This is a genomic window from Stieleria maiorica (assembly GCF_008035925.1).
GTDB classification, from domain to species: Bacteria; Planctomycetota; Planctomycetia; order Pirellulales; family Pirellulaceae; genus Stieleria; species Stieleria maiorica.
On record NZ_CP036264.1, the window covers coordinates 6,805,198 to 6,825,531 of the forward strand.

The 20,334-nt window shown below is 59.9% G+C and carries 19 protein-coding genes; 14 read left to right on the top strand and 5 right to left on the bottom strand.

Annotated elements, in window-relative coordinates:
* Window positions 1-6: 6 nt before the first annotated feature.
* The 4 genes from Mal15_RS23190 to Mal15_RS23205 form a co-directional block, all read right to left on the bottom strand.
* Window positions 7-1,539, bottom strand: a complete 1,533-nt coding sequence (locus Mal15_RS23190) for an acyl-CoA carboxylase subunit beta (protein ID WP_147869941.1) — start codon at window positions 1,537-1,539, stop codon at window positions 7-9.
* A gap of 56 nt (window positions 1,540-1,595) precedes the next feature.
* Window positions 1,596-3,008 (bottom strand): class III poly(R)-hydroxyalkanoic acid synthase subunit PhaC, encoded by a 1,413-nt coding sequence (phaC, locus tag Mal15_RS23195; protein ID WP_167547002.1) that lies wholly within the window; start codon window positions 3,006-3,008, stop codon window positions 1,596-1,598.
* A gap of 62 nt (window positions 3,009-3,070) precedes the next feature.
* Complete coding sequence (locus Mal15_RS23200; RefSeq protein ID WP_167547003.1) at window positions 3,071-3,871, bottom strand: biotin--[acetyl-CoA-carboxylase] ligase; 801 nt, start codon at window positions 3,869-3,871, stop codon at window positions 3,071-3,073.
* 205 nt (window positions 3,872-4,076) lie between these two features.
* Window positions 4,077-4,508, bottom strand: coding sequence for a hypothetical protein (locus tag Mal15_RS23205; protein WP_147869944.1), 432 nt, complete (start codon window positions 4,506-4,508; stop codon window positions 4,077-4,079).
* A gap of 133 nt (window positions 4,509-4,641) precedes the next feature.
* Between Mal15_RS23205 and Mal15_RS23210 the strand changes: the two genes are divergently transcribed.
* Complete coding sequence (locus Mal15_RS23210; RefSeq protein WP_167547004.1) at window positions 4,642-5,139, top strand: polyhydroxyalkanoate synthesis regulator DNA-binding domain-containing protein; 498 nt, start codon at window positions 4,642-4,644, stop codon at window positions 5,137-5,139.
* On the opposite strand, the gene Mal15_RS23215 is transcribed toward Mal15_RS23210, so the two are convergent.
* Window positions 5,136-6,200: an SDR family NAD(P)-dependent oxidoreductase gene (locus Mal15_RS23215; RefSeq protein WP_199773719.1), complete on the bottom strand. Its 1,065-nt coding sequence runs from the start codon at window positions 6,198-6,200 to the stop codon at window positions 5,136-5,138. The genes Mal15_RS23210 and Mal15_RS23215 overlap by 4 nt on opposite strands.
* Window positions 6,201-6,648: 448 nt before the next feature.
* On the opposite strand from Mal15_RS23215, the gene Mal15_RS34740 reads away from it, so the two are divergent.
* The 13 genes from Mal15_RS34740 (at window position 6,649) to Mal15_RS23280 (ending at window position 20,333) form a co-directional block, all read left to right on the top strand.
* Window positions 6,649-6,879: a hypothetical protein gene (locus tag Mal15_RS34740; protein ID WP_147869946.1), complete on the top strand. Its 231-nt coding sequence runs from the start codon at window positions 6,649-6,651 to the stop codon at window positions 6,877-6,879.
* A gap of 180 nt (window positions 6,880-7,059) precedes the next feature.
* Window positions 7,060-8,241, top strand: coding sequence for a beta-ketothiolase BktB (gene bktB, locus Mal15_RS23225; protein WP_147869947.1), 1,182 nt, complete (start codon window positions 7,060-7,062; stop codon window positions 8,239-8,241).
* A gap of 54 nt (window positions 8,242-8,295) precedes the next feature.
* Complete coding sequence (locus tag Mal15_RS23230; protein WP_147869948.1) at window positions 8,296-9,039, top strand: 3-oxoacyl-ACP reductase family protein; 744 nt, start codon at window positions 8,296-8,298, stop codon at window positions 9,037-9,039.
* An 83-nt stretch (window positions 9,040-9,122) separates the two neighbouring features.
* On the top strand, window positions 9,123-9,479 hold the full coding sequence (locus tag Mal15_RS23235; protein ID WP_147869949.1) for a hypothetical protein: 357 nt from the start codon (window positions 9,123-9,125) through the stop codon (window positions 9,477-9,479).
* Window positions 9,480-9,490: 11 nt separating this feature from the next.
* A complete protein-coding gene (locus Mal15_RS23240; RefSeq protein ID WP_199773720.1) occupies window positions 9,491-10,600 on the top strand; it encodes an alpha/beta fold hydrolase in 1,110 nt (369 codons plus the stop codon).
* A 1-nt stretch (window position 10,601) separates the two neighbouring features.
* Window positions 10,602-12,113 carry an AarF/UbiB family protein gene (locus Mal15_RS23245; RefSeq protein WP_147869950.1) on the top strand — a complete coding sequence of 504 codons (1,512 nt, stop codon included), beginning with the start codon at window positions 10,602-10,604 and terminating at the stop codon, window positions 12,111-12,113.
* 16 nt (window positions 12,114-12,129) lie between these two features.
* Window positions 12,130-12,543, top strand: a complete 414-nt coding sequence (gene mce, locus Mal15_RS23250) for a methylmalonyl-CoA epimerase (RefSeq protein ID WP_147869951.1) — start codon at window positions 12,130-12,132, stop codon at window positions 12,541-12,543.
* Window positions 12,544-12,566: 23 nt separating this feature from the next.
* The gene (locus tag Mal15_RS23255; protein ID WP_147869952.1) at window positions 12,567-14,702 is read left to right on the top strand and encodes a methylmalonyl-CoA mutase family protein; all 2,136 of its coding nucleotides are present in this window, start codon (window positions 12,567-12,569) and stop codon (window positions 14,700-14,702) included.
* Window positions 14,699-16,900, top strand: coding sequence for a methylmalonyl-CoA mutase (scpA, locus tag Mal15_RS23260; RefSeq protein WP_147869953.1), 2,202 nt, complete (start codon window positions 14,699-14,701; stop codon window positions 16,898-16,900). Before Mal15_RS23255 ends, scpA begins: the two co-directional genes overlap by 4 nt.
* Window positions 16,901-16,912: 12 nt before the next feature.
* A complete protein-coding gene (meaB, locus tag Mal15_RS23265) occupies window positions 16,913-17,920 on the top strand; it encodes a methylmalonyl Co-A mutase-associated GTPase MeaB (protein ID WP_147869954.1) in 1,008 nt (335 codons plus the stop codon).
* An 83-nt stretch (window positions 17,921-18,003) separates the two neighbouring features.
* Window positions 18,004-19,557: an acyl-CoA carboxylase subunit beta gene (locus Mal15_RS23270; RefSeq protein WP_147869955.1), complete on the top strand. Its 1,554-nt coding sequence runs from the start codon at window positions 18,004-18,006 to the stop codon at window positions 19,555-19,557.
* Window positions 19,554-19,943, top strand: a complete 390-nt coding sequence (locus Mal15_RS23275) for a biotin/lipoyl-containing protein (protein ID WP_147869956.1) — start codon at window positions 19,554-19,556, stop codon at window positions 19,941-19,943. Before Mal15_RS23270 ends, Mal15_RS23275 begins: the two co-directional genes overlap by 4 nt.
* A gap of 3 nt (window positions 19,944-19,946) precedes the next feature.
* Complete coding sequence (locus tag Mal15_RS23280; protein WP_147869957.1) at window positions 19,947-20,333, top strand: OadG family protein; 387 nt, start codon at window positions 19,947-19,949, stop codon at window positions 20,331-20,333.
* The last annotated feature ends 1 nt before the right edge of the window (window position 20,334 follow it).

Sequence of the window (20,334 nt, forward strand, 5' to 3'; positions counted from 1 at the left end):
CAATCTCTAGAGCGGTATGTTTCCGTGCTTCCGCCAGGGGTTTTCCAGTTTCTTGCTGCGCAACATGGCCAGCGATCGACAAATACGCTTGCGGGTCATCCGCGGCATCACGACGTCATCGATGAAACCACGGCGACCGGCGATGAACGGGTTGGCGAACTTGACGCGGTACTCTTCGGTCAGTTCGGCGATCTTTTCGGGATTGTCCAAATCCTTGCGAAAGATGATTTCGACGGCCCCTTTGGGACCCATCACCGCGATTTCCGCACTCGGCCAGGCCAGATTGACATCGCCGCGGAGGTGCTTGGACGACATCACGTCATAGGCACCGCCGTAGGCCTTGCGGGTGATCAGGGTGACTTTGGGGACGGTCGCTTCGGCATAGGCGAACAGCAGTTTGGCGCCGTGTTTGATGATCCCGCCGTATTCCTGGGCCGTGCCGGGCATGAAACCGGGGACGTCAACCAGCGTCAACAGCGGGATGTTGAAGGCGTCGCAGAAGCGGACGAAGCGTGCAGCCTTGATCGACGATTTGATGTCCAGGCAGCCGGCCAACACCAGCGGTTGGTTGGCGACAATGCCGATCGGGTAGCCGTCCATCCGGGCCAACCCGACGACGATGTTTTTGGCGTGTTCGGGCTGTAGTTCAAAGAAGTCGGTGTCGTCGACGATCTTGAGGATCAGCTCCTTCATGTCGTAGGGCATCGTCGGCGAATCGGGCACCAGCGTGTCGAGCGAGGGTTCGACACGGTCGGACGGATCGGGGGTGGGGCGATGCGGAGCGGGGGTGCGATTGTTGGCCGGCAAGTAGTTCATGAACCGCCGCACCATCGCCAGGGCTTCGACGTCGTTTTCGAACGCGCGGTCGGCAACACCGGAGACGGTCGAGTGAGTCACAGCGCCGCCGAGCTGTTCGTGCGTGACTTCTTCGTGCGTGACGGTTTTGACCACATCCGGTCCGGTCACGAACATGTACGAACTGTCTTTGACCATGAAGATGAAATCGGTCATCGCCGGCGAATAAACCGCGCCGCCGGCACAGGGGCCCATCACCAACGAGATCTGCGGTACGACGCCAGAGGCCAGGACATTGCGTTGGAAGACATCGGCGTAGCCGCCCAGTGACGCGACGCCTTCCTGGATTCGTGCCCCGCCGGAATCATTGATGCCGATCACCGGAGCACCGACTTTGATCGCATGGTCCATCACCTTGCAGATCTTTTCGGCGTGGGCTTCGGACAACGATCCCCCGAAGACGGTGAAGTCTTGGCTGAAGACGAACACGACACGTCCGTTGATCGTGCCGTAGCCGGTCACGACGCCGTCGCCGGGGATGCTCTGTTGGTCCATCCCGAAATCTTTGCAGCGATGTTCGACGAACATGTCCCATTCTTCGAACATGCCCGGATCCAACAACAGTTCGATCCGCTCCCGTGCGGTCAGTTTGCCCTTTTTGTGCTGCGCGTCGATCCTTCGTTGGCCGCCGCCCAACACGGCCGCCTTGCGCATTTCTTCGAGTCGCTTGACGATCTCCTGCATGATGATTCTCTTTCAATTGCGGCCAGCGCCGGTGAAGACGCTCGCGGTTCCTGGGGTTATCGTTCCGTTGAGTGGTTTGCGATCCAGTCCGTCGCCTTCGGCCAGAGCTTTTGTTGCGCCCGGGAGCCGACCGCCAGACCGATGTGGCCGGCGGGGATCGAGAGTGTGGTGATGTCTTGCGAGGCGACATGGTTTTGGATCGCCAGGGTCGACTCTGGCGGCACCAAGTGGTCCCGCTGGGCGACCAACAGCAGGATCGGACAGGTGATCGATGCCAAATGGATTGATTCGCCGGCCAGGACCATTTGGTCATTTACCAATCGGTTCTGTTGATACAGCATGGACACGAAATCGCGAAACGTCTCGCCGGCCACCGGGATCGTATCGTTGGACCAGCGCTCGATCGTTTCAAAGTCATCCAAAAACGCCGCGTCGCCGGCGTTTTCCAGGTACGACAGTTGTTTCTCGGCAAAGTTTTGGACAGGTTTCATCAGCTGGAAAACGAACTGCAGGAATTCGCCGGGGCAGTTGCCAAATGCGTCGATCAGTCCATCGACGTCAAACGTTTCGCGGCGTGCCCACAGATTCAGCAATCCGTTGTGGCCGTCGAAATCGATCGGCGTCGCCATCAGAATCAGATTCTTGATCCGTTCGGGATGCAGCGCGGTGTACATCGCAGTCATCGTCCCGCCCATGCAGTACCCCAGCAGACTCAGTTGCGACGCGTTCGATTGCTCGCACACCACGTTGACGGTGTTGTCCAGGATCGAGCCGATGTAATCATCCAGTCGCAAGGAAGCATCCGCATCGCCGGGGGCGGCCCAGTCGATCACGTACACATCTAGACCGCGGTCGAGCAGACGCCGGACGACGCTGCGGTTTTCTTTCAGATCCAAAATGTAGGGCCGATTGACCAGCGCGAAGCAAACCAGCACCGGCTGGGCGTATTGAATGCGCGAGGGGGAAAAGTGCAGCAGTCTCATCTGCGGTTCTTCATGCACGACATCGAACGACGTCGCCCACTTCGGAGCCTTGTCCGGCGGACCCTTTGGATGTGGCGGAACGTTGCGGTCTGACTCCGCGGCGATCGCAGTGCGTTGGGTCTTCGTCCCCTGTGGCAGCAGCCGCCGAAAGTTGGCCGCCAGAGCGCGAACATCCTCGGGCAAGCTGCTGTTGTTGATGTCGGCGGCTGATCGGTTGGAATGGCCGTCACGCTTGGTGGCGATCAGGGTGTCGATGTGTTGTTTCAGGACCTGCAAGAATTCGGGGCTGCGGAGGTAGGTTTCGGTGGCTTGGCCCCACCGGTTGAACCACCGGCGTCGGTGGCGTTTCGGATCGCCATTGGAATCCGCGGCGGGTTGCATCGCGCGCGCTTTCTCGGCCGCCTGTTTCACGGCGTCGGTCCAACACCGCACCAGCGGCGGCGGTATTCTTGCGCTCGCATCGGGTTCGCGGACGGGGTCATTCATGCATGATTCGAACGGCGTCTCGTTGGGTTTGCACCTGCGTGGCGGTTGCAGGGCGTGGCGTTTTAGAACAGGGTCACCGACCCTGCGAAACAGGGTTCTAATCCGGCAGGGGTTTCGATGACCAGAGCACCGTCGTCGTCGATGCCTCGGCATCGCCCTGCAACTTTCCGTGTTCCCAAGTCGACTTGGACGTTGCGATCGGTCAGTAAACATCGTTCACGCCACTTGGTTCGTAGTTCGTCGTCGTGCCGACCGATGCACTCCAGCCGATACTGCAATCGATTCAGCACCCCGGTCAGGACCTCGGTCAATTCAAACCTGTGCCCGGCGACGTCACACAGGGCGGTTGCCGTCGCTTGCAACTCCGCGGGAGCGTCCCCGAGCGAATTGTTGATGTTGATCCCGATACCGATGGCCAGCAATCCCGGATTGCTCAACGGCAATTCGATCAGAATACCGCTCAACTTGCGTTGCCGGCAGTAAACGTCGTTGGGCCATTTGAGTTGCATGTCCGAACGCTGGTGGACTTCCTCGATCGCCTCGCACACGGCCAGCCCGACCGTCAGCGAGGCCTGGGGGAATCGCCGCTGGGGCAGATTGCTGTCGATCAGCAGTGTAAACGTCAACGCACCGGGCCGCGCCCACCAGCGGTTTGTTCCGCGGCCACGACCATCGGTCTGTGATTCGGCCAGAACAAGCAGGGGGCCGTCGAGCGAGCCGCCGCGAGCAATTTCGAGCGCTCGCCGGTTGGTGGAATCAATCGTGCGGTGAAAGTCGACCTGCCGAACGAACGTCGACTTGGGCAATTGATCCAAGTCGGCGTCCGTAAAGGCTACGTCCGGTGTCATGGTCACACGATGCATCGCTTTTCCTTCGCGTTTCGGTTCCTGCGAAATTCGGGCCGTCATTCGGCGTGGTGGCTACAACCCCATTTCCGCTTAAGTCAAGCGGCGTATTGCTCCGCTGGAGGCCCGTAGGCTAGCGCCATACGGCTGACATTCGTTTGACATCAGCCGGTTCGCGCGAGCGTCCGGGCGTCCCCGCAGCGTTTTACTTCGCGGTATTGGGCTACGACCCGGCCTTGGTGACCAGCTCACTCAATTTCGCCATCGCTTCTTGGTACTCTTTCATCTGTGCTTCGCTGGCTTCGCGCATGCAGTCGAGCGTTTTGCGAAAAAACTGTTCGGTGCGTTTGCGAAACTCTTGTGGGTCGGTCGATTCGCCGATCTGCAAGGCTTCTTCGAACGATTCCACTGCTGCATCATACTGTTGATCCAGGGTGGCGCGATGTCGATGCGCCAATTCCGAAACGACTTCGCCCCATTGCTTTTGGAATTCACGTACTTTGTCAACCCAAACGGATTGCGGCGAGGCGACACCGGGCCATAATGCAGTCCATTGGGCGATGGCTTCCTGTTGCATCTTGAGTCCGGCATCGGCGGCCTTTTTCATGTTTTCAAACACTTGATCGTACACGTTCGTTTCTGTTTTCGTCGTCATTGCATTCGCTCCTCATTTAAGCGTTGGTTCCTAATGGTTGTTTGTCGGATCGTGAGCCGACACGCACTCTTGCAGCGTTGACGATTGCTGCACGTTCGAAAGTGGCTTTGCTGTCCGGAGGATCATGGTTCTCATGGCCGACCATCCCATCTTGATCAAGCGATATCCCAATCGCCGCTACTATGCGAGTCACACCAGTACGTATGTGTCGCTGAAAGACATCGAACAGATGGTGATCAGCGGTCACACGGTGGAAATCCGCGACAGTCAGTCCGGTGAGGACATGACGCAATCGGTTCTGATTCAGATCATCATGGAGCGTCACCCTGATAAAATCTCGCTTTTCCCCTCGGAAATGTTGCATTTTGTTCTCCGGTCCAACGACTTGATGTCGGGCCTATTGGGCGATTATTTTCGTCATTCGTTGGACTACCTTGATTACTTGCGACGACAAAATCCGGCCGCCGCGTCGCTGGCCCCGATGCAATGGATCAAGGGCTGGTTGGACAACGTGTCGACTTCACCCAAGCCCGATCCGCAGCAATCGGCGTCGTCCGAATCCGCTCAACTGTCGCAACGCGTGAAACAACTCGAAGAGCGGATCGAACAACTCGAAGCGGGCGACGACTAAGCCGGTCCGTGCCAGCCGGCGTCCGCCCACAGTTCACCGCTGACCGCCGAGTTGGAAATCATGAAGCAGATCGCGTCGGCGATTTCCTCCGGTTTGATCAGACGTCTCAGTTGGGTGTACGGCAAAACGTTCTTGTCCAAAAAATCTTGTCCGAGCGCTCGGGCCATCGGCGTGTCGGTGAATCCGGGGTGGATGATGCCACAGCGGACACCGTGGAAAATCGCTTCTTTGGTCAACGTCGCGGCGGCACCTTCCAGGCCCGCTTTGGCAACGGCGTAAGAGATCTGTCCCTTGTTGCCTTGCGAAGAAACCGAACCGAGGAACACGACGACGCCCTGGATCGTTTCTTCGGGATCCCATCGTTTCAGACCACGTTGGCGGCGGTCTTCAGCGATCCGCGCGACCATTTCGATGCCCCAATAGATCGGAGCGATCAAGTTCACCTCGGTGACTTGTCGGAACGTTTCGGTGGGATAGATCTGGGCGCGACCGGTTTCTTTGTTGATCGTTACTGACAAGGCGTCACGCGTGATCCCCGCGGCCGGCACACAGATCGTGACAATGCCGTGTTTTTCCGCTGCTTCGTTGAAGACGCGTTTGCGGAACGCTTCGTCAGTCGTGTCACCCAATTTGGCTTCGGCGACTTCTCGACCGGACGCCTGGTTGATCGATTTGGCCAATTCTTGGACGGCGTCGCTGCGGTCGACCAGCATCACCGCTTTGGCGCCGCGGTTGGCCAATTCACGCGCCACCGCTTCGCCGATCCCGCTGGCGGCACCGGTCACGACGGCGACCTTTTCGCGGATGTTCTTGTAAACGCTCGATGGAAGCTGGGGAGCTTCTTGCTGGTCGAGTTCGGGTGCTTTGGTAATCATCGTTGACATTCCGTTTTCGTTGGGGTTGGTCGATGTGGTCATTGGGGCGACGGGCCGAGCTGTGAAGCCGGGCCAATAGCGCGTCCAACTCCGCAGCAGATCTTGCTGCAACCTGAGGTTGGCTTCCGTGGCTTGACGCATGCATTGAAGCATCGAATCAAGCACGTTGCCGTCGGTTGGTAACATGGGAATGCCTCCGAAAAACTGAGTGAACGTGCGATTGCCGGGCCCGTGGGCCGGGACAACGCCCGATTGCTGCAGGTGCAGCATTTAGTTGCTATGCAAAACTCGTACCGTCGAAGAAATGCCGTTAAAACACGTTTTTTCGCTAGCGCAATCGCGTCAAAAGTGTGCGAATGCACACTCGGGCGTGGCATTCCGCTCACTGCGGGGATCGGTCGGGTGGCGCAAGCGGGAAAGGATGCCGGCACGTGGCGTGAGCCAGTGGCGCGTTGCTGGTGGTGGAGTTGATTGACGGGCCGCTCGCTGACGCTTCCCGCTGGCATGTCACCTCGTTCCAAGGCTCCGCCTTGGAACGCGCTTCCGATGTGGCTCCGCCACATGCCAGCTGTGACTCGAGGCGGAGCCTCGGGGACCGTGTGTTCCCAGGCGGGAGCCCGGGAACAAGGGGGGCGTGGGCCGCTCGCTGACGCTTCCCGCTGGCGTGGATTGCCGCTTCAATCGGGCGATTACGCACGAACGAGACGTATTGGTATTGAAAGCGTTGCGCAGACGCACAGTTCAATGGAAAGGCGTCGACCGGCGCATTGCTGTTGCGCTGGAAAGGTTGGTGCGATGGGGCACGCAATTGCGCTTGGTTGCGCGTTTGTTGACGGTTGTTGTTTTTGTAATTGCCCGTCGCTGATTTCGACATTGGGACGCCTCGCGACCCCCATGATTGGTATAGCGTTTGCTTAAGCTGACGCCTCTACCACCACGACGATGAATCATCTGTGGTGGCCAATCAAGCATCCTTGTTCCCGCAGTCGTTGCGAAATCTCAAGGTGCAGTATTAAAGAACGTGTTGTAGAGGAGAGCCAGCGAGATGACGCGTGAAGTGGTGGTACTCAGTGGCGTGCGAACCCCGATCGGAGGCTACGGCGGCAGCTTGAAAGACACACCGCCGTGCGACTTGGCCGCCAAGTGTGTCAAGGAAGCGGTGAAGCGTTCGGGCATCAAGCCGAATGACGTCGGGCATGTGGTGTTCGGCAACATCATCCATACCGATGCCCACGATCATTACCTGGCCCGCGTCGCGGCGATCAACGGCGGGTTGCCGCATGAGACACCCGCGTTGACCCTGAACCGGCTTTGCGGCAGCGGGTTGCAAGCGGTGATCACGGCGGCCCACGCGATCATGTTAGGTGACGCCGAGGTGACGGTCGCCGGCGGTGCGGAGAACATGAGTCGTTCGCCGTACAGTTCGGCCGCGATGCGGTTCGGTGCGCGGATGAATGACACGGCGATGGTCGACATGATGGTCGGTGCGCTCAGCGACCCCTTTGATGATTGTCACATGGGCGTCACCGCTGAAAACGTTGCCAAGAAGTACGGCATCACGCGGGAAGATCAAGACGAGCTGGCCGTGGAAAGCCACCGACGTGCGGGCGCCGCGATCGACCACGGCTACTTCAAAGCTCAAATCGTCCCGATCGACATCAAGGTCAAACGTGATGTCGTTCCTTTTGAGGTCGACGAAACGGTGCGTTACGGCGTGACGACGGAAAAACTGGCGCGACTGCCCACGGTGTTTGATCGCGAGGGCACGGTGACGCCCGGGAATGCATCCAGCATCAACGACGCCGCCGCCGCCTTGGTGTTGGCCGACCGAGAAGTTGCCGAAAGTCGCGGATTGAAACCGATGGGCCGGCTCGTCGACTATGCCTATGCCGGGGTGGATCCCAAGTACATGGGGATGGGGCCGGTGCCGGCGGTTCGCAAACTGCTCGAAAAGACCGGCTTTGGACTGGACGACATCGACGTGTTTGAAGTCAACGAAGCGTTCGCGGCCCAAGCGCTGGCGGTCTGTCGCGAATTGGACTTGCCGATGGACCGCACCAATCCCAACGGCAGCGGCATCTCGCTGGGGCACCCGATCGGCGCGACCGGTGCGATCCTGGTGATCAAGGCGCTCTATGAACTCAATCGCACGGGGAAGAAACGAGCCTTGGTGACGATGTGCATCGGCGGCGGCCAGGGGATCGCCGCGATCTTTGAACACATTTAACCGCGTGACGGCAAACATTCACTCAACACAGCCATTCAAACGGAGCAGACAACGATGGGAAGGGTCGACGGAAGAACCGCGTTAATCACCGGCGGGTCACGAGGAATCGGTCGCGCGATCGCGTTGGAGTTGGCACGCGAGGGGGCTCGGGTCGCGATCAATTTTTCCAGCAACGAGGCCAAGGCTCAGGAGGTGGCCGATGAAATCAGCCGCGGCGGTGGGACCTGCCTTTTGGCGCAAGCCAACATCGGTGACGCGGCCGAAGCGCGGGCGATGGTGCAAAAGGTCGCCGACGAGTTCACTCATTTGGACATTCTGGTCAATAATGCCGGGATCACTCGCGATGCGATGTTGCCGCGGATGACTGACCAGCAATGGATGGAAGTGATCCAAACCAACCTGGGCGGCTGCTTTTTCTGCACGTCGGCGGCGATCCCGATCATGACGTCGCAAAGCTATGGCCGGATCGTCAACATCAGCTCGATGAACGGTCAAGTGCCGGCGATCGGCCAAGCCAACTATAGCGCCAGCAAGGGGGGCATCATCGCGTTCACGCGAACGGCTGCTGCGGAGCTGGTGCATTCGGGGATCACGGTCAACGCGATCGCGCCGGGGTACACCGACACGGACATGTTCGAAGCGGTGCCGCCGGTGATTCAAGCCAAGATCCGCGGCGGGATTCCGATGGGACGTTTTGCCCACCCTGAAGAAATCGCCCATGCGGTGACCTTCCTGGTCGCCGACGGTGACTACATCACGGGGCAACAGATCAACGTCAACGGCGGTGCCTTCATGTAACGCCGGCCGCGAGTGTGCCCATCAGGTGCCGCGATCGAAGCGGTTTTATTAGCGCAGCGAATACAGGAGCTAGAGAAGAAGCGATGTCGCAATCCAAAGACAATCAAACATTCGATCCCTTCGATCCCACGGGCATGCTGAAACAAATGCGCGATTCCAACATGGAATCGTGGTCGAAAATCATGACGGATTTCGTCAACACCGAAGCCTATGCCGAATCGACCGGCGCCATGTTGGACGCCTGGTTGACGACGTCCGGGCCGTTCCGCAAAGCCATGGAATCCGCCCTCGCTCAGGCCATGGCCCAACTGAACATGCCCACGCGCGATGACATCACACGTCTGGCCGAGCGGCTGACCAACATCGAAATGCGGTTGGATGACCTCGACGCGCGATTGAGCGAACCGTCGAAATCCGACAACACGCAACCTACCAACTGAAGGGGATTGTAATGACCACGAAAGAATCGCCCCAAGCGGTGGATGCCGGCATGCCTTCATTCACCGAGCTTTGTCAAAACTGGCACCGGGCCGCCGAGAATCTTGACCGGTTCAATCGCATGCTGACCACCGATGCCAAGATCGCGCAAACACCCAAGGAGGTCGTTTGGACGCTGAACAAGGCCAAACTTTATCATTATGTCCCCGTCGTGCCCGAGCAGGATCGCAAGCCGGTGCCGTTGTTCATGGTGTTCGCCATCATGAACCGGCCGCACGTGTTGGACCTGCGGCCGGGACACAGTTTTGTCGAGTACATGCTGCGGCACGGATACGAACTGTATCTGTTGGACTGGGGCGAACCCGGTCCCGAAGACAAGAACATGTGCTTTGACGATTACGTGTTGGAGTACTTGCCGCGCGCGATTCGCAAGTTCAAAAGCGTCTCGGGTGCCCAGGAGTTCAGCATGTTGGGGTGGTGCTTGGGCGCACTGATCAGCACGATGTACGCCGCGCTGCGACCGGATGATGGGCTGAAGAATCTGTTGTTACTGACGGCGCCGCTGGATTTCAGCGATCAAGAAGCCGGTGGGTTCACGCGTTGGTCCAGCAACCCCGCGTTCAATGCCAACACGATCGTCGAAAAACTGGGCAACGTCCCCGGCGAGATGATCGATACGGGTGCCAAGATGCTCAAACCGATCGAAAACTACTTCGGCAGCTACAGCATGCTGTGGGACAAGATCGAAAACCCCGGCACGGTGGAAGCCTGGCACGCCATGAACACCTGGGTCCGCGACATCATCCCGATGGCCGGCGGTGCGTACAAGCAATTGATCAACGAGTTTTACAAAGAGAACAAATTGATGAAGGGCACGATGCAGTTGCGTGGGGAAACGGTGGATTTGAAGAAGCTGAAAGCCAACCTGTTGAACGTGATCGCCGAAGCCGATCACATCACGCCGCCCTGTCAGTCCGAGGCGGTGATGGACGCGGTGGGCAGTGAGGACAAGGAAGTGCTGCGGGTGCGGGGCGGCCACATCGGCATCATGGCCGGACGCGGTGCCGAGAAAAACACCTGGCCGCACATCGAAGCTTGGCTCGCCGAACGATCGGGGACCTGAGATGACGCCCCGCTGGGAATTCCTACTCGATGAAGCCGCCTTCCAGTCGATCTTGCCTCCCGAACACGCGCATTTCGCGCGACCGATTCGGGAGGGGTTGGGGCTGTTTTTGGGCGGTTTGCCGGAACAGCAACAGCGCGCGATTCTGCGCGGGCAAGCGAAACTGCCCGCAACGGCGTCGTTTTCCCAGCGGTTGGGCATTCTGGCGCGAAGCTCGCCGGTGCTGCACAAGGTCGGCCAGATCCTGGCCCGCGACAAACGGTTGCCGTTGGAGCTGCGCGGCTATTTAAGTGAGTTGGAAAGTCTGCCGCCGGCGGTTTCCCAGCAGCAAGTCGAGCAAGCGGTCGTGCAGGAACTCGGGCCGACCGATCGACTGGGCATCATGCTCGGGCCGGCGATCGCCGAAGCCAGCGTGGCGGTGGTCGTTCCATTCGATCGGACGGTCGGATCGACGGCCGAGGGCGGCGTCATGAAGGTGCTGAAGCCCGGAATCGAGGAACAACTTGATCGTGAGTTGAATTTGCTGGTGCAAGTCGGTGGACAATTGGATCGACGCTGCGACGAATTGCAGATCCCACAGCTGGATTATCGCGACGCGTTCACGCAAGCCCATGTCCGGTTGCTGGATGAGGTGCAGTTGGAAAACGAACAACGGCATTTGGTGGAAGCCAGAGCCTTCTTCGCCGATCAGCCTCGCGTGCAGATCCCCAGGCTGCTTGAACACTGCACCAAACGCGTGACCAGCATGGAACGGCTGAGCGGCGGCAAGGTGACCGATCATGGATTGTTTGGGAAGCGTGAAAAACGACAGCTCGCCACGCTTGTCGGCGAAGCGTTGATTGCCGGGCCGATCTTTTCCAAAAGCGATCATCCGATCTTTCACGGCGACCCGCACGCGGGCAACCTGTTTCTGACCGATGAAGGGCGTCTGGGGATTCTGGATTGGAGTCTGGTCGGACGCTTGGGGGCCGAGGTGCGGCGGACGGTGGTCCAGCTTTGTCTTTCAGCGATCCTGCTGGACGCCCGCGCGGTCGCCGCTCGGATGGCCGAGTTGGCGGTGCAGCAGCCGGCCGACGCATCCGCGCTCACAACGGTGGCCGATAAATGGGTCTGCAGTGTTCGCCGCGGACAATTTCCCGGATTGAGCTGGATGGTCGGCATGCTGGACGAAGCAGTCCAACACGCCAAGTTACGGGTCAGCGACGAATTGATGCTGTTCCGCAAATCGTTGCTCGCACTCGAAGGCGTCGTGACGGATGTGGGGGAACGGACGGGCATCCTGGACCGGACGCTGAACACCGAATTCTTGCGTCACTTTGCGATCGAATTGCCCCAGCGTTGGTTGCACCCTCCTTTCTCGCGAAGTTTTGCCACGCGACTTTCCAATTTCGATATAACCCAAGCGATGCTCGGTGCTCCCGCCGCATTTGCCAGTTTCCTTTCGGGACATGCCCTCGACGCGATCGAGAGTTGCCAAGGCAGATCATCAAACAATTTGAACATCCCCCTTTAACGAACGGACGAAAACAATGGCCGTCAAGTCTTTGAATCATATCGGCATCGCGGTCCGATCGATCGACGACCACAAGCCCTTTTACGAAGACGCCCTCGGGTTGGAATTCGAAGGGCTGGAGGATGTGCCGAGCCAAAAGGTGCGTGTCGCATTTTTCCGGGCCGGCGATGTTCGGCTGGAACTGCTGGAGCCGACCAGCGAGGACAGCACGGTCGCCAAGTTCATCGAGAAACGCGGCGAGGGATTGCACCATCTGGCCTACACCGTCGACGACATCACGGCGCGAATCGCGGAACTGCGTGAATCGGGATTGCGAATGATCGATGAGAAGCCGCGCGAAGGATCGCACCAGATGCAGATCGCGTTCTTGCATCCCAAGAGTTCCGGCGGTGTGCTGACCGAGCTTTGCGAATCTGCCGACCACGCGTAAACTGAAACCCGAGAGCAAGGACAATGACGGTTACGTTTCCCCGCGAACTGAGAGTTCAAGACGACTTCCCTGCGGTCGACTATGACCAGTGGCGCCAGGTGGTCGAAAAGGCGTTGGCGGGGTCGCCGTTTGAAAAGAAACTCGTTTCAAAAACCTACGACGACCTTTCTATCCAGCCGATCTACAGTCGTCGCGACGAGTCCGGCCAAGACGATCCGATGGGCTTTCCCGGTTTGGCGACGCGGGTGCGTGGCGGGAGTCCGCTCGGATCGACGCAATCAGGTTGGGACCTGCGTCAAGAGTTTTGCGATCCCTGCCTGACCGAAGGTAACCAAGCGATCTTGGAGGATTTGGCCGGGGGCGTGACGTCCATCCAAATCCGACTTGACGATGCAGCCCGCTGCGGGTTGGATCCCGATGCTTCGGTCAGTGACACAGGCACCGGGCGCGGCGGGGTGATGGTCTACTGCGTCGACGATCTGGACAAGTTGCTCGGTGATGTTCAGTTGGACATGATTACTGTCGCCTTGGATTCCGGTGCGGCGTTTGTCCCCGCCGCGGCGACCTTGGTCGCCCTGTGGCAGCGCCGTGGTGTGCCGCCCCGAGAGGCGCGTGGTGCGTTCAACGCGGACCCGCTGGCGGAACTGGCCCGACGGGGACAATTACCGACCGAGACACCGTCGGCGTTGTTGTTGTTGGCGGATCTGGCGGATTGGACGTCAAAACATTACCCACAAGTCACCGCAGTCGGCGTCGACACGTCACCCTTCCACGACGCCGGCGCGAGTGCGGCCCAGGACATCGCCTTCGCATTGGCAACGGGCGTCGAGTACTTGCGGGCGATGACCGACCGCGGGATGGACGTCGACACGGCGGCCAAACAGATCCTGTTTCGCATCAGCCTGGGCACCGAGCATTTTCGGGCGGTCGCCAAACTGCGTGCGGCGCGATGGCTGTGGTCACGCGTGTTGGAATCCAGCGGGGCGTCGGAAGATGCTTGGGCGATGCGGATTCAAACGCGGACGGGCAACCGGGTGCTGACCAAGCATGACGCGTCTGTCAACCTGCTCCGCAACTGCGTGGCGGTGTTTGCAGGCGGCATCGGTGGGGCGGACACGATCACGTCGGTGCCGTTTGATTGCGTCGCCGGTTTGCCCAACGAATTCAGTCGCCGCGTCGCTCGCAACACCGCGCTGGTGCTGCAAGAGGAATCGCACCTGCATCGCGTGATCGACCCGGCCGGCGGCAGTTGGTTCTTGGACCAATTGACCACCGACCTGGCGGGCAAGGCGTGGGAGATCTTTCAGGAGACCGAGCGTCAGGGTGGCATGGCGGCGGCGCTCGCCGGCGGATGGGTCGCGAAAGAGATCGCTGCAACGGCCGCGGTCCGGGCCAAGGACATTGCGACGCGAAAACGTGGGATCACGGGCGTTAGTGAGTTCCCCAATGTCGACGAAGAACCCCTCGTCCGCGCGGCTCGGGATTTGAAAGCCCTTGCCGAGGCAGCGGCCACGCGGGTGCGAGGTGCTCGCCCGGCGAGCGATGAAACCGCGTCGCTTGCGGTCGCCGATGATCGGGTCGCCGCAGTGGTCATGGCCGCGTCGGCCGGCGCGACGCTCGGGCAATTGGCCAGCGGTCTCGGATTCCACCAAGGCGAAACGGCATCGATGGGAGCCATCACGCCGCAGCGTTTGGCCGAACCCTTTGACCAGCTGCGTGATGCCAGCGATGCCTGGCGGGAAACGCACGGACAACGTCCACGTGTGTTCCTGGCATGCTTCGGCCCGGTGTCGCACTACAGCGGCCGGGCAACCTGGTCGACCAACTTCTTTGAAGCGGGCGGCTTCGAGGTCGTCGGCAGCGAGGGTTTTGAAGATGCGGAAGCGGCGGCTGCGGCGTTTGAGTCATCCGGTGCAACGATCGCGGTTATTTGTTCCTCGGACAAACTGTACCCCGACGTGGTCCCCGCGGCAGCGGGCAAACTGAAGGCGGCCGGGGCGGATGCGGTCGTGCTGGCCGGATTCCCCGGTGACAACGAACAAGCGTGGCGAGATGCGGGCGTCGACCGCTTTATCTTCATGCGTTGCAATGTGCTTGAAACACTCCGCAGCCTGTTGGCAAAAGTCGGTGTGATTGACGAAGGAGAGCTGGCGCGATGACGATCCCAAACTTTTCCGAGATCCCGTTCCAAAGTAAACAGCACGCTTCCGGTGGCTTGGACGACTGGCAAGCGAAAGTCGATGGACGCACCGAACAACTGCAGTGGCAAACGCCGGAACAGATCCCGGTCAAGCCGCTGTACACGTCGGCCGATCGTGCCGGGCTGGATCACTTGGACACCATGCCGGGGATCGCACCGTTCTTACGCGGCCCCTATGCGACGATGTACGTGCAGCGCCCTTGGACGGTGCGTCAGTACGCAGGGTTTTCCACGGCAAAGGAGTCCAACGCGTTTTATCGTCGTAACCTGGCGGCCGGGCAGATGGGTTTAAGTATCGCCTTCGACCTGGCCACGCACCGCGGTTACGATTCAGATCATCCACGCGTCTCGGGCGATGTCGGCATGGCCGGCGTGGCGATCGACAGCATCCATGACATGCGGACGCTGTTCGATGGAATTCCGCTGGACCGGATGAGTGTGTCGATGACCATGAACGGTGCGGTGCTGCCGATCATGGCGCTTTACATCGTCGCCGCGGAAGAACAGGGCGTGAAACCGGAGCAGTTGGCCGGGACGATCCAGAACGACATTTTGAAGGAGTTCATGGTTCGCAACACGTACATCTATCCGCCCGCGCCGAGCATGAAGATCATCGCCGCGATCTTTGAATACACCAGCCAGCGGATGCCAAAATTCAACAGCATCAGCATCAGCGGTTATCACATGCAGGAGGCCGGGGCGACGGCCGACTTGGAATTGGCTTACACGTTGGCCGACGGGCTGGAGTACGTCCGCACGGGGATCTCCGCGGGACTGGACGTCGATGCCTTTTGCCCGCGACTGTCGTTCTTTTGGGCGATCGGCATGAATTACTTCATGGAGATCGCCAAGATGCGCGCCGCTCGCATGATTTGGGCCAAACTGATCAAGCAGTTTAATCCCAAAAACCCCAAGAGCTTGTCGCTGCGGACCCACAGCCAGACCAGCGGATGGAGTTTGACCGCTCAGGATGTCTACAATAACGTGACGCGGACGTGTATCGAAGCGATGGCGGCGGCGCACGGGCACACGCAATCATTGCACACCAACGCGCTCGATGAAGCACTTGCCCTGCCGACCGACTTCTCGGCCCGGATCGCGCGCAACACGCAATTGTTCCTGCAACAAGAAACCGACACGTGCAACGTCGTCGATCCCTGGGCGGGCAGCTATTACGTCGAACGTTTGACGCACGATTTGGCGCAGCGCGTTTGGGAGCACCTGGTCGAAATCGAAGAACTGGGCGGCATGACCGAGGCGATTCAGGCGGGGATTCCCAAGATGCGGATCGAAGAAGCGTCGGCGCGGACGCAAGCGCGAATCGATTCGGGACAGCAAACGTTGATCGGCGTCAACAAGTACCGACCGCCGACCGAGGACGAGATGCGTGTGTTGCACGTCGATAACTCCGCGGTGCGAAAATCACAGATCGCGGGATTGAAACAACTGCGTGCCGAGCGGGATTCGTCTGTCGTCGAAGCGGCATTGGATGCGTTGACCGAAGCGGCGCGCAGTGAAAAGGGCAACCTGTTGGAGTTGGCTGTCAATGCGGCCCGTGCCAAAGCGACGGTCGGCGAGATTAGCGCGGCGCTCGAAAAGGTTTACAATCGCTACCAGGCGCCCGTTCAATCCGTTCGCGGCGTGTATGCCGCGGCATTGGAGAGTGAATCGATGACAACGGAAGTCCGTCAAATCGTCGAAGCGTTCGAACGCAGCGAAGGCCGGCGGCCTCGGATTTTGGTCGCCAAGATGGGACAGGACGGGCACGACCGCGGCCAAAAAGTGATCGCCAGCGCGTTCGCCGATCTGGGCTTTGATGTCGACATCGGACCGCTGTTTCGAACGCCCGCCGAAACCGCCCGCCAAGCGGTCGAAAACGACGTGCACCTGGTCGGCGTCAGTTCGCTCGCGGCCGGTCACCTGACGTTGGTGCCGGAACTGCGTAAGGCGCTCGCGGATCTGGGGCGAGAAGACATCATGATCGTGGCCGGCGGAGTGATCCCGCCGGAGGATCGCGAGGCGTTGTACGAAGCCGGTGCAGCGGAAGTGTTCGGACCGGGGACGGTTATCAGCGATGCGGCGATCCGCGTGGTGCGCGATCTCGCCGATCGGCTGGGGTTCTCGGTCGATGAAACAATCGAAACTCAAGATGCGTGAACGGAATTGGGCATGAAGCGTGATGTTCCACGACGCCGTCAGTTGACGACGGAGGATTACTTTGATGGCGTGCGGGCCTGTGATATCACCGTGTTGCCGAGGGCATTGACGCTGATCGAATCCAGCAACGCCGCGCATCAACGCCAGGCCGAGGCGTTGTTGACACGACTGTTGCCGCACACCGGCGATGCGATCCGCGTGGGCATCACCGGCGCCCCCGGTGTCGGCAAGAGCACGTTCATCGAATCACTCGGATTGCAGTTGACCGCCCAGGGAAAACGCGTCGCGGTGTTGGCCGTGGATCCATCGAGCGGCATCAGCGGCGGCAGCATCCTGGGCGACAAGACACGCATGGGGCGGTTGGCGGCCGAACCCGGTGCCTACATCCGCCCTTCACCGTCGGCGGGAACGCTCGGTGGCGTGGCCGGCAAGACCCGCGAAAGCATGCTGGTGTGCGAAGCGGCCGGATACGAAGTGTTGTTGATCGAAACCGTCGGCGTCGGACAGTCCGAGACGATGGTCGCGGAAATGACGGATTGCTTTTTGGCGTTGATGTTGCCCGGCGCCGGAGACGACCTGCAGGGGATCAAACGCGGGCTGTTGGAATTGGTGGATGTGATTGCGGTGAACAAGGCCGACGATGCGACCCGCAAAGCGGCCGAGGTGGCCGCGCATCAATACGAGATGGCGATCCATTCAATCCTGGGAAAACAAGACAACCCGCCACAGGTGTTGACCTGCAGCGCACTGCACAACAAACATGTCGACGAGGTTTGGCAAGCCATCGAAGAACGCTACACGGCGATGAAAGCCGGTGGCGAATTGGCGGCCAAGCGACGTCGACAACAAGTCCGATGGTTGTGGGCGATCATCGAAGAGCGAATGAAGCAAGCCCTGCGCGAGCACCCGGGGGTGCGTCGCATTCGTGACTCTCTGGAAGCCGACGTGCTGGACGGCAACCTGCCTCCCGAAGTCGCGGCCAGCAAGATCTTGGAAGCGTTCGGTTTGCAAGATCGCTAAGGCGTTTCGTTGAATTTTTGGTACCGGAATGCGGCCGAGCACCTCCGTGGTGACTCGTCCCCGTTACACACCACTGCAATGCCATGAGTATTCGAAAAGAGTTTTTGACCGGGCTGGAAGAACGTCGCCGGACGCTGCGCAGCGGCGGCGGGGAAAGCCGGCATGCCAAACGCCGCGACAAGGGAATGCTGTCGGCACGCGAGCGGCTGGACCTGTTTTTCGACGCCGATACCTTTCAGGAATGGGGCATGCACGTCGACCATTCCTGCCATGAATTCGGCATGGAGAAAAAGTCGATGCCCTGTGACGGTGTGGTCACCGGCGTGGGACGCGTCAACGGCCGGCCCGCGGCCTCGTTCAGCCAGGACGCAACCGTCGGCGGCGGGGCATTGGGGATGCGGCATAGCAAAAAAATCTGCGACATGATGGATTACGCCCTGGAAAGCGGGATGCCGTTTGTGGCGATCAACGATTCCGGGGGCGCCCGGATCCAGGAAGCCGTCGATTCGCTATCGGGTTACGGGCAGGTCTTTTATCGCAACGTGATGCTTTCGGGCTGTGTCCCGCAGATCGGGGTGATCGCCGGGAACTGCGCCGGCGGAGCGGCTTATTCGCCGGCGTTGATGGATTTTTTGGTGATGACGCGTGAAAACGCCAACATGTTCATCTGCGGTCCCCAGGTCATCAAGGCGGCCACGGGCGTCGACTGCACGATGGAAGAGATCGGCAGCGCGTCGGCGAACGCCAGCATCAGCGGCAACGTCCACTTTGTCGCCGACGATGACCGGCATGCGATGCAGATCGTTCAACAGTTGCTGTCTTATCTGCCCCAGAACAACGCCGAAAACCCTCCGCACCGATTGAGCGACGAGCTTTGTTTGGACCCGGATCCATCGATGAACGACGTGATTCCGGAGAACATCAAGGACCCGATGGACATGTACGCCGTGATCGAGCGGATCGTCGATCGAGATTGTTTTTTGGAAGTCCACCGTGGTTTCGCACCCAACCTGATTGTCGGTTTCGCGCGGGTCGATGGCGTGGTCGTGGGCATCATCGCCAACCAACCCAACGTGAAAGCGGGCACATTGGACATCGATGCATCGGACAAAGGGGCACGGTTCATTCGCTTTTGCAATGCGTTCAACATTCCTTTGTTGACTTTGGTGGACGTCCCCGGTTTTCTGCCCGGCGTGGCGCAGGAGCAAGGCGGCATCATTCGTCACGGTGCGAAAATGTTGTTCGCTTATGCGTCGGCGACGGTTCCCAAGATCACCGTCATCACGCGCAAGGCCTACGGCGGATCGTACCTTGCGATGTGCAGTCGTGATTTGAAAGCCGACATGGTGTTCGCGTGGCCGACCGCGGAAATCGCGGTGATGGGAGCCGAGGGCGCCGTCAACGTGCTGTACCGAAAAGAGTTGGCCGAAGCCGAAGACAAAACGGCGCTCCGCGAGAAGTTCATCCAAGAATACCGCGACCGATTCGCGTCGCCGTACCTGGCGGCGTCGCATGGCATGATCACCGATGTGATCGCCCCGGCGCAAACCCGAGCCGTCGTCTCACTCGCCCTCCAAAACACGCTGAACAAAAGCGAAACCCGTCCTCCTAAGAAGCATGGTTTGATTCCGCTATGAAAAGATTACGCATCACCGTCGGGAATAAATCGTATGACGTCACCGTGGAGGATCTCAGCGACGCGGACACGTATCACGCCCCGATGCAACCAGCACCGGTGCAACCGGTCGGCAGCGCGCCGGCTCCGGCGATCGCCCGCGAGTCCGCGGCCAAGCCCCCGCAGCCCAGCGTCAGCGGCGCGGTGACCAGCCCGATGGCGGGGGCCATCCGGGCCATCCTGGTCAAACCCGGCGACGCGGTCAAGCGTGGACAGGGCATGGCCATCTTGGAAGCGATGAAGATGGAAAACCAGATCACCGCACCGGTCGACGGAACGGTCAAGAGCATTGACGTGGCTGTCGGTGATTCGGTCGCCGAAGGGCAAACTCTGGTCGTACTGGAGTAAGTGATGTTGTTGCTGGCCCAAGAAGAAAGCAAGCGGCTGATCGACTTCTCGCTGGCCCCGTTGACCGAGGAGCACGGGATTCCGATGGCCATCATGGGCATCGTGGTCGTGTTTTCGGCGCTCGTGTTGATCGTCGTCTTCATCACCGTCTTGCCGCGTCTGGTCGCCCCGTTCATCGAATCCCAGCCGGCCGCCACACCGGCCGCACGCGATGACGAGTTGCCCGAAGAGGTTCTGGTCGTCATCGCCGCCGCCGTCGCCGCGGCGCTGGATCACCCACACCGGATCGTCAAGATCCGTGGATTGGGAGCCGGCGAATATGCTTGGTCCCTGGAGGGACGGATGAAGCATCACCTGTCGCATCGTATCGAACATCGAGACCGTAAGTGAG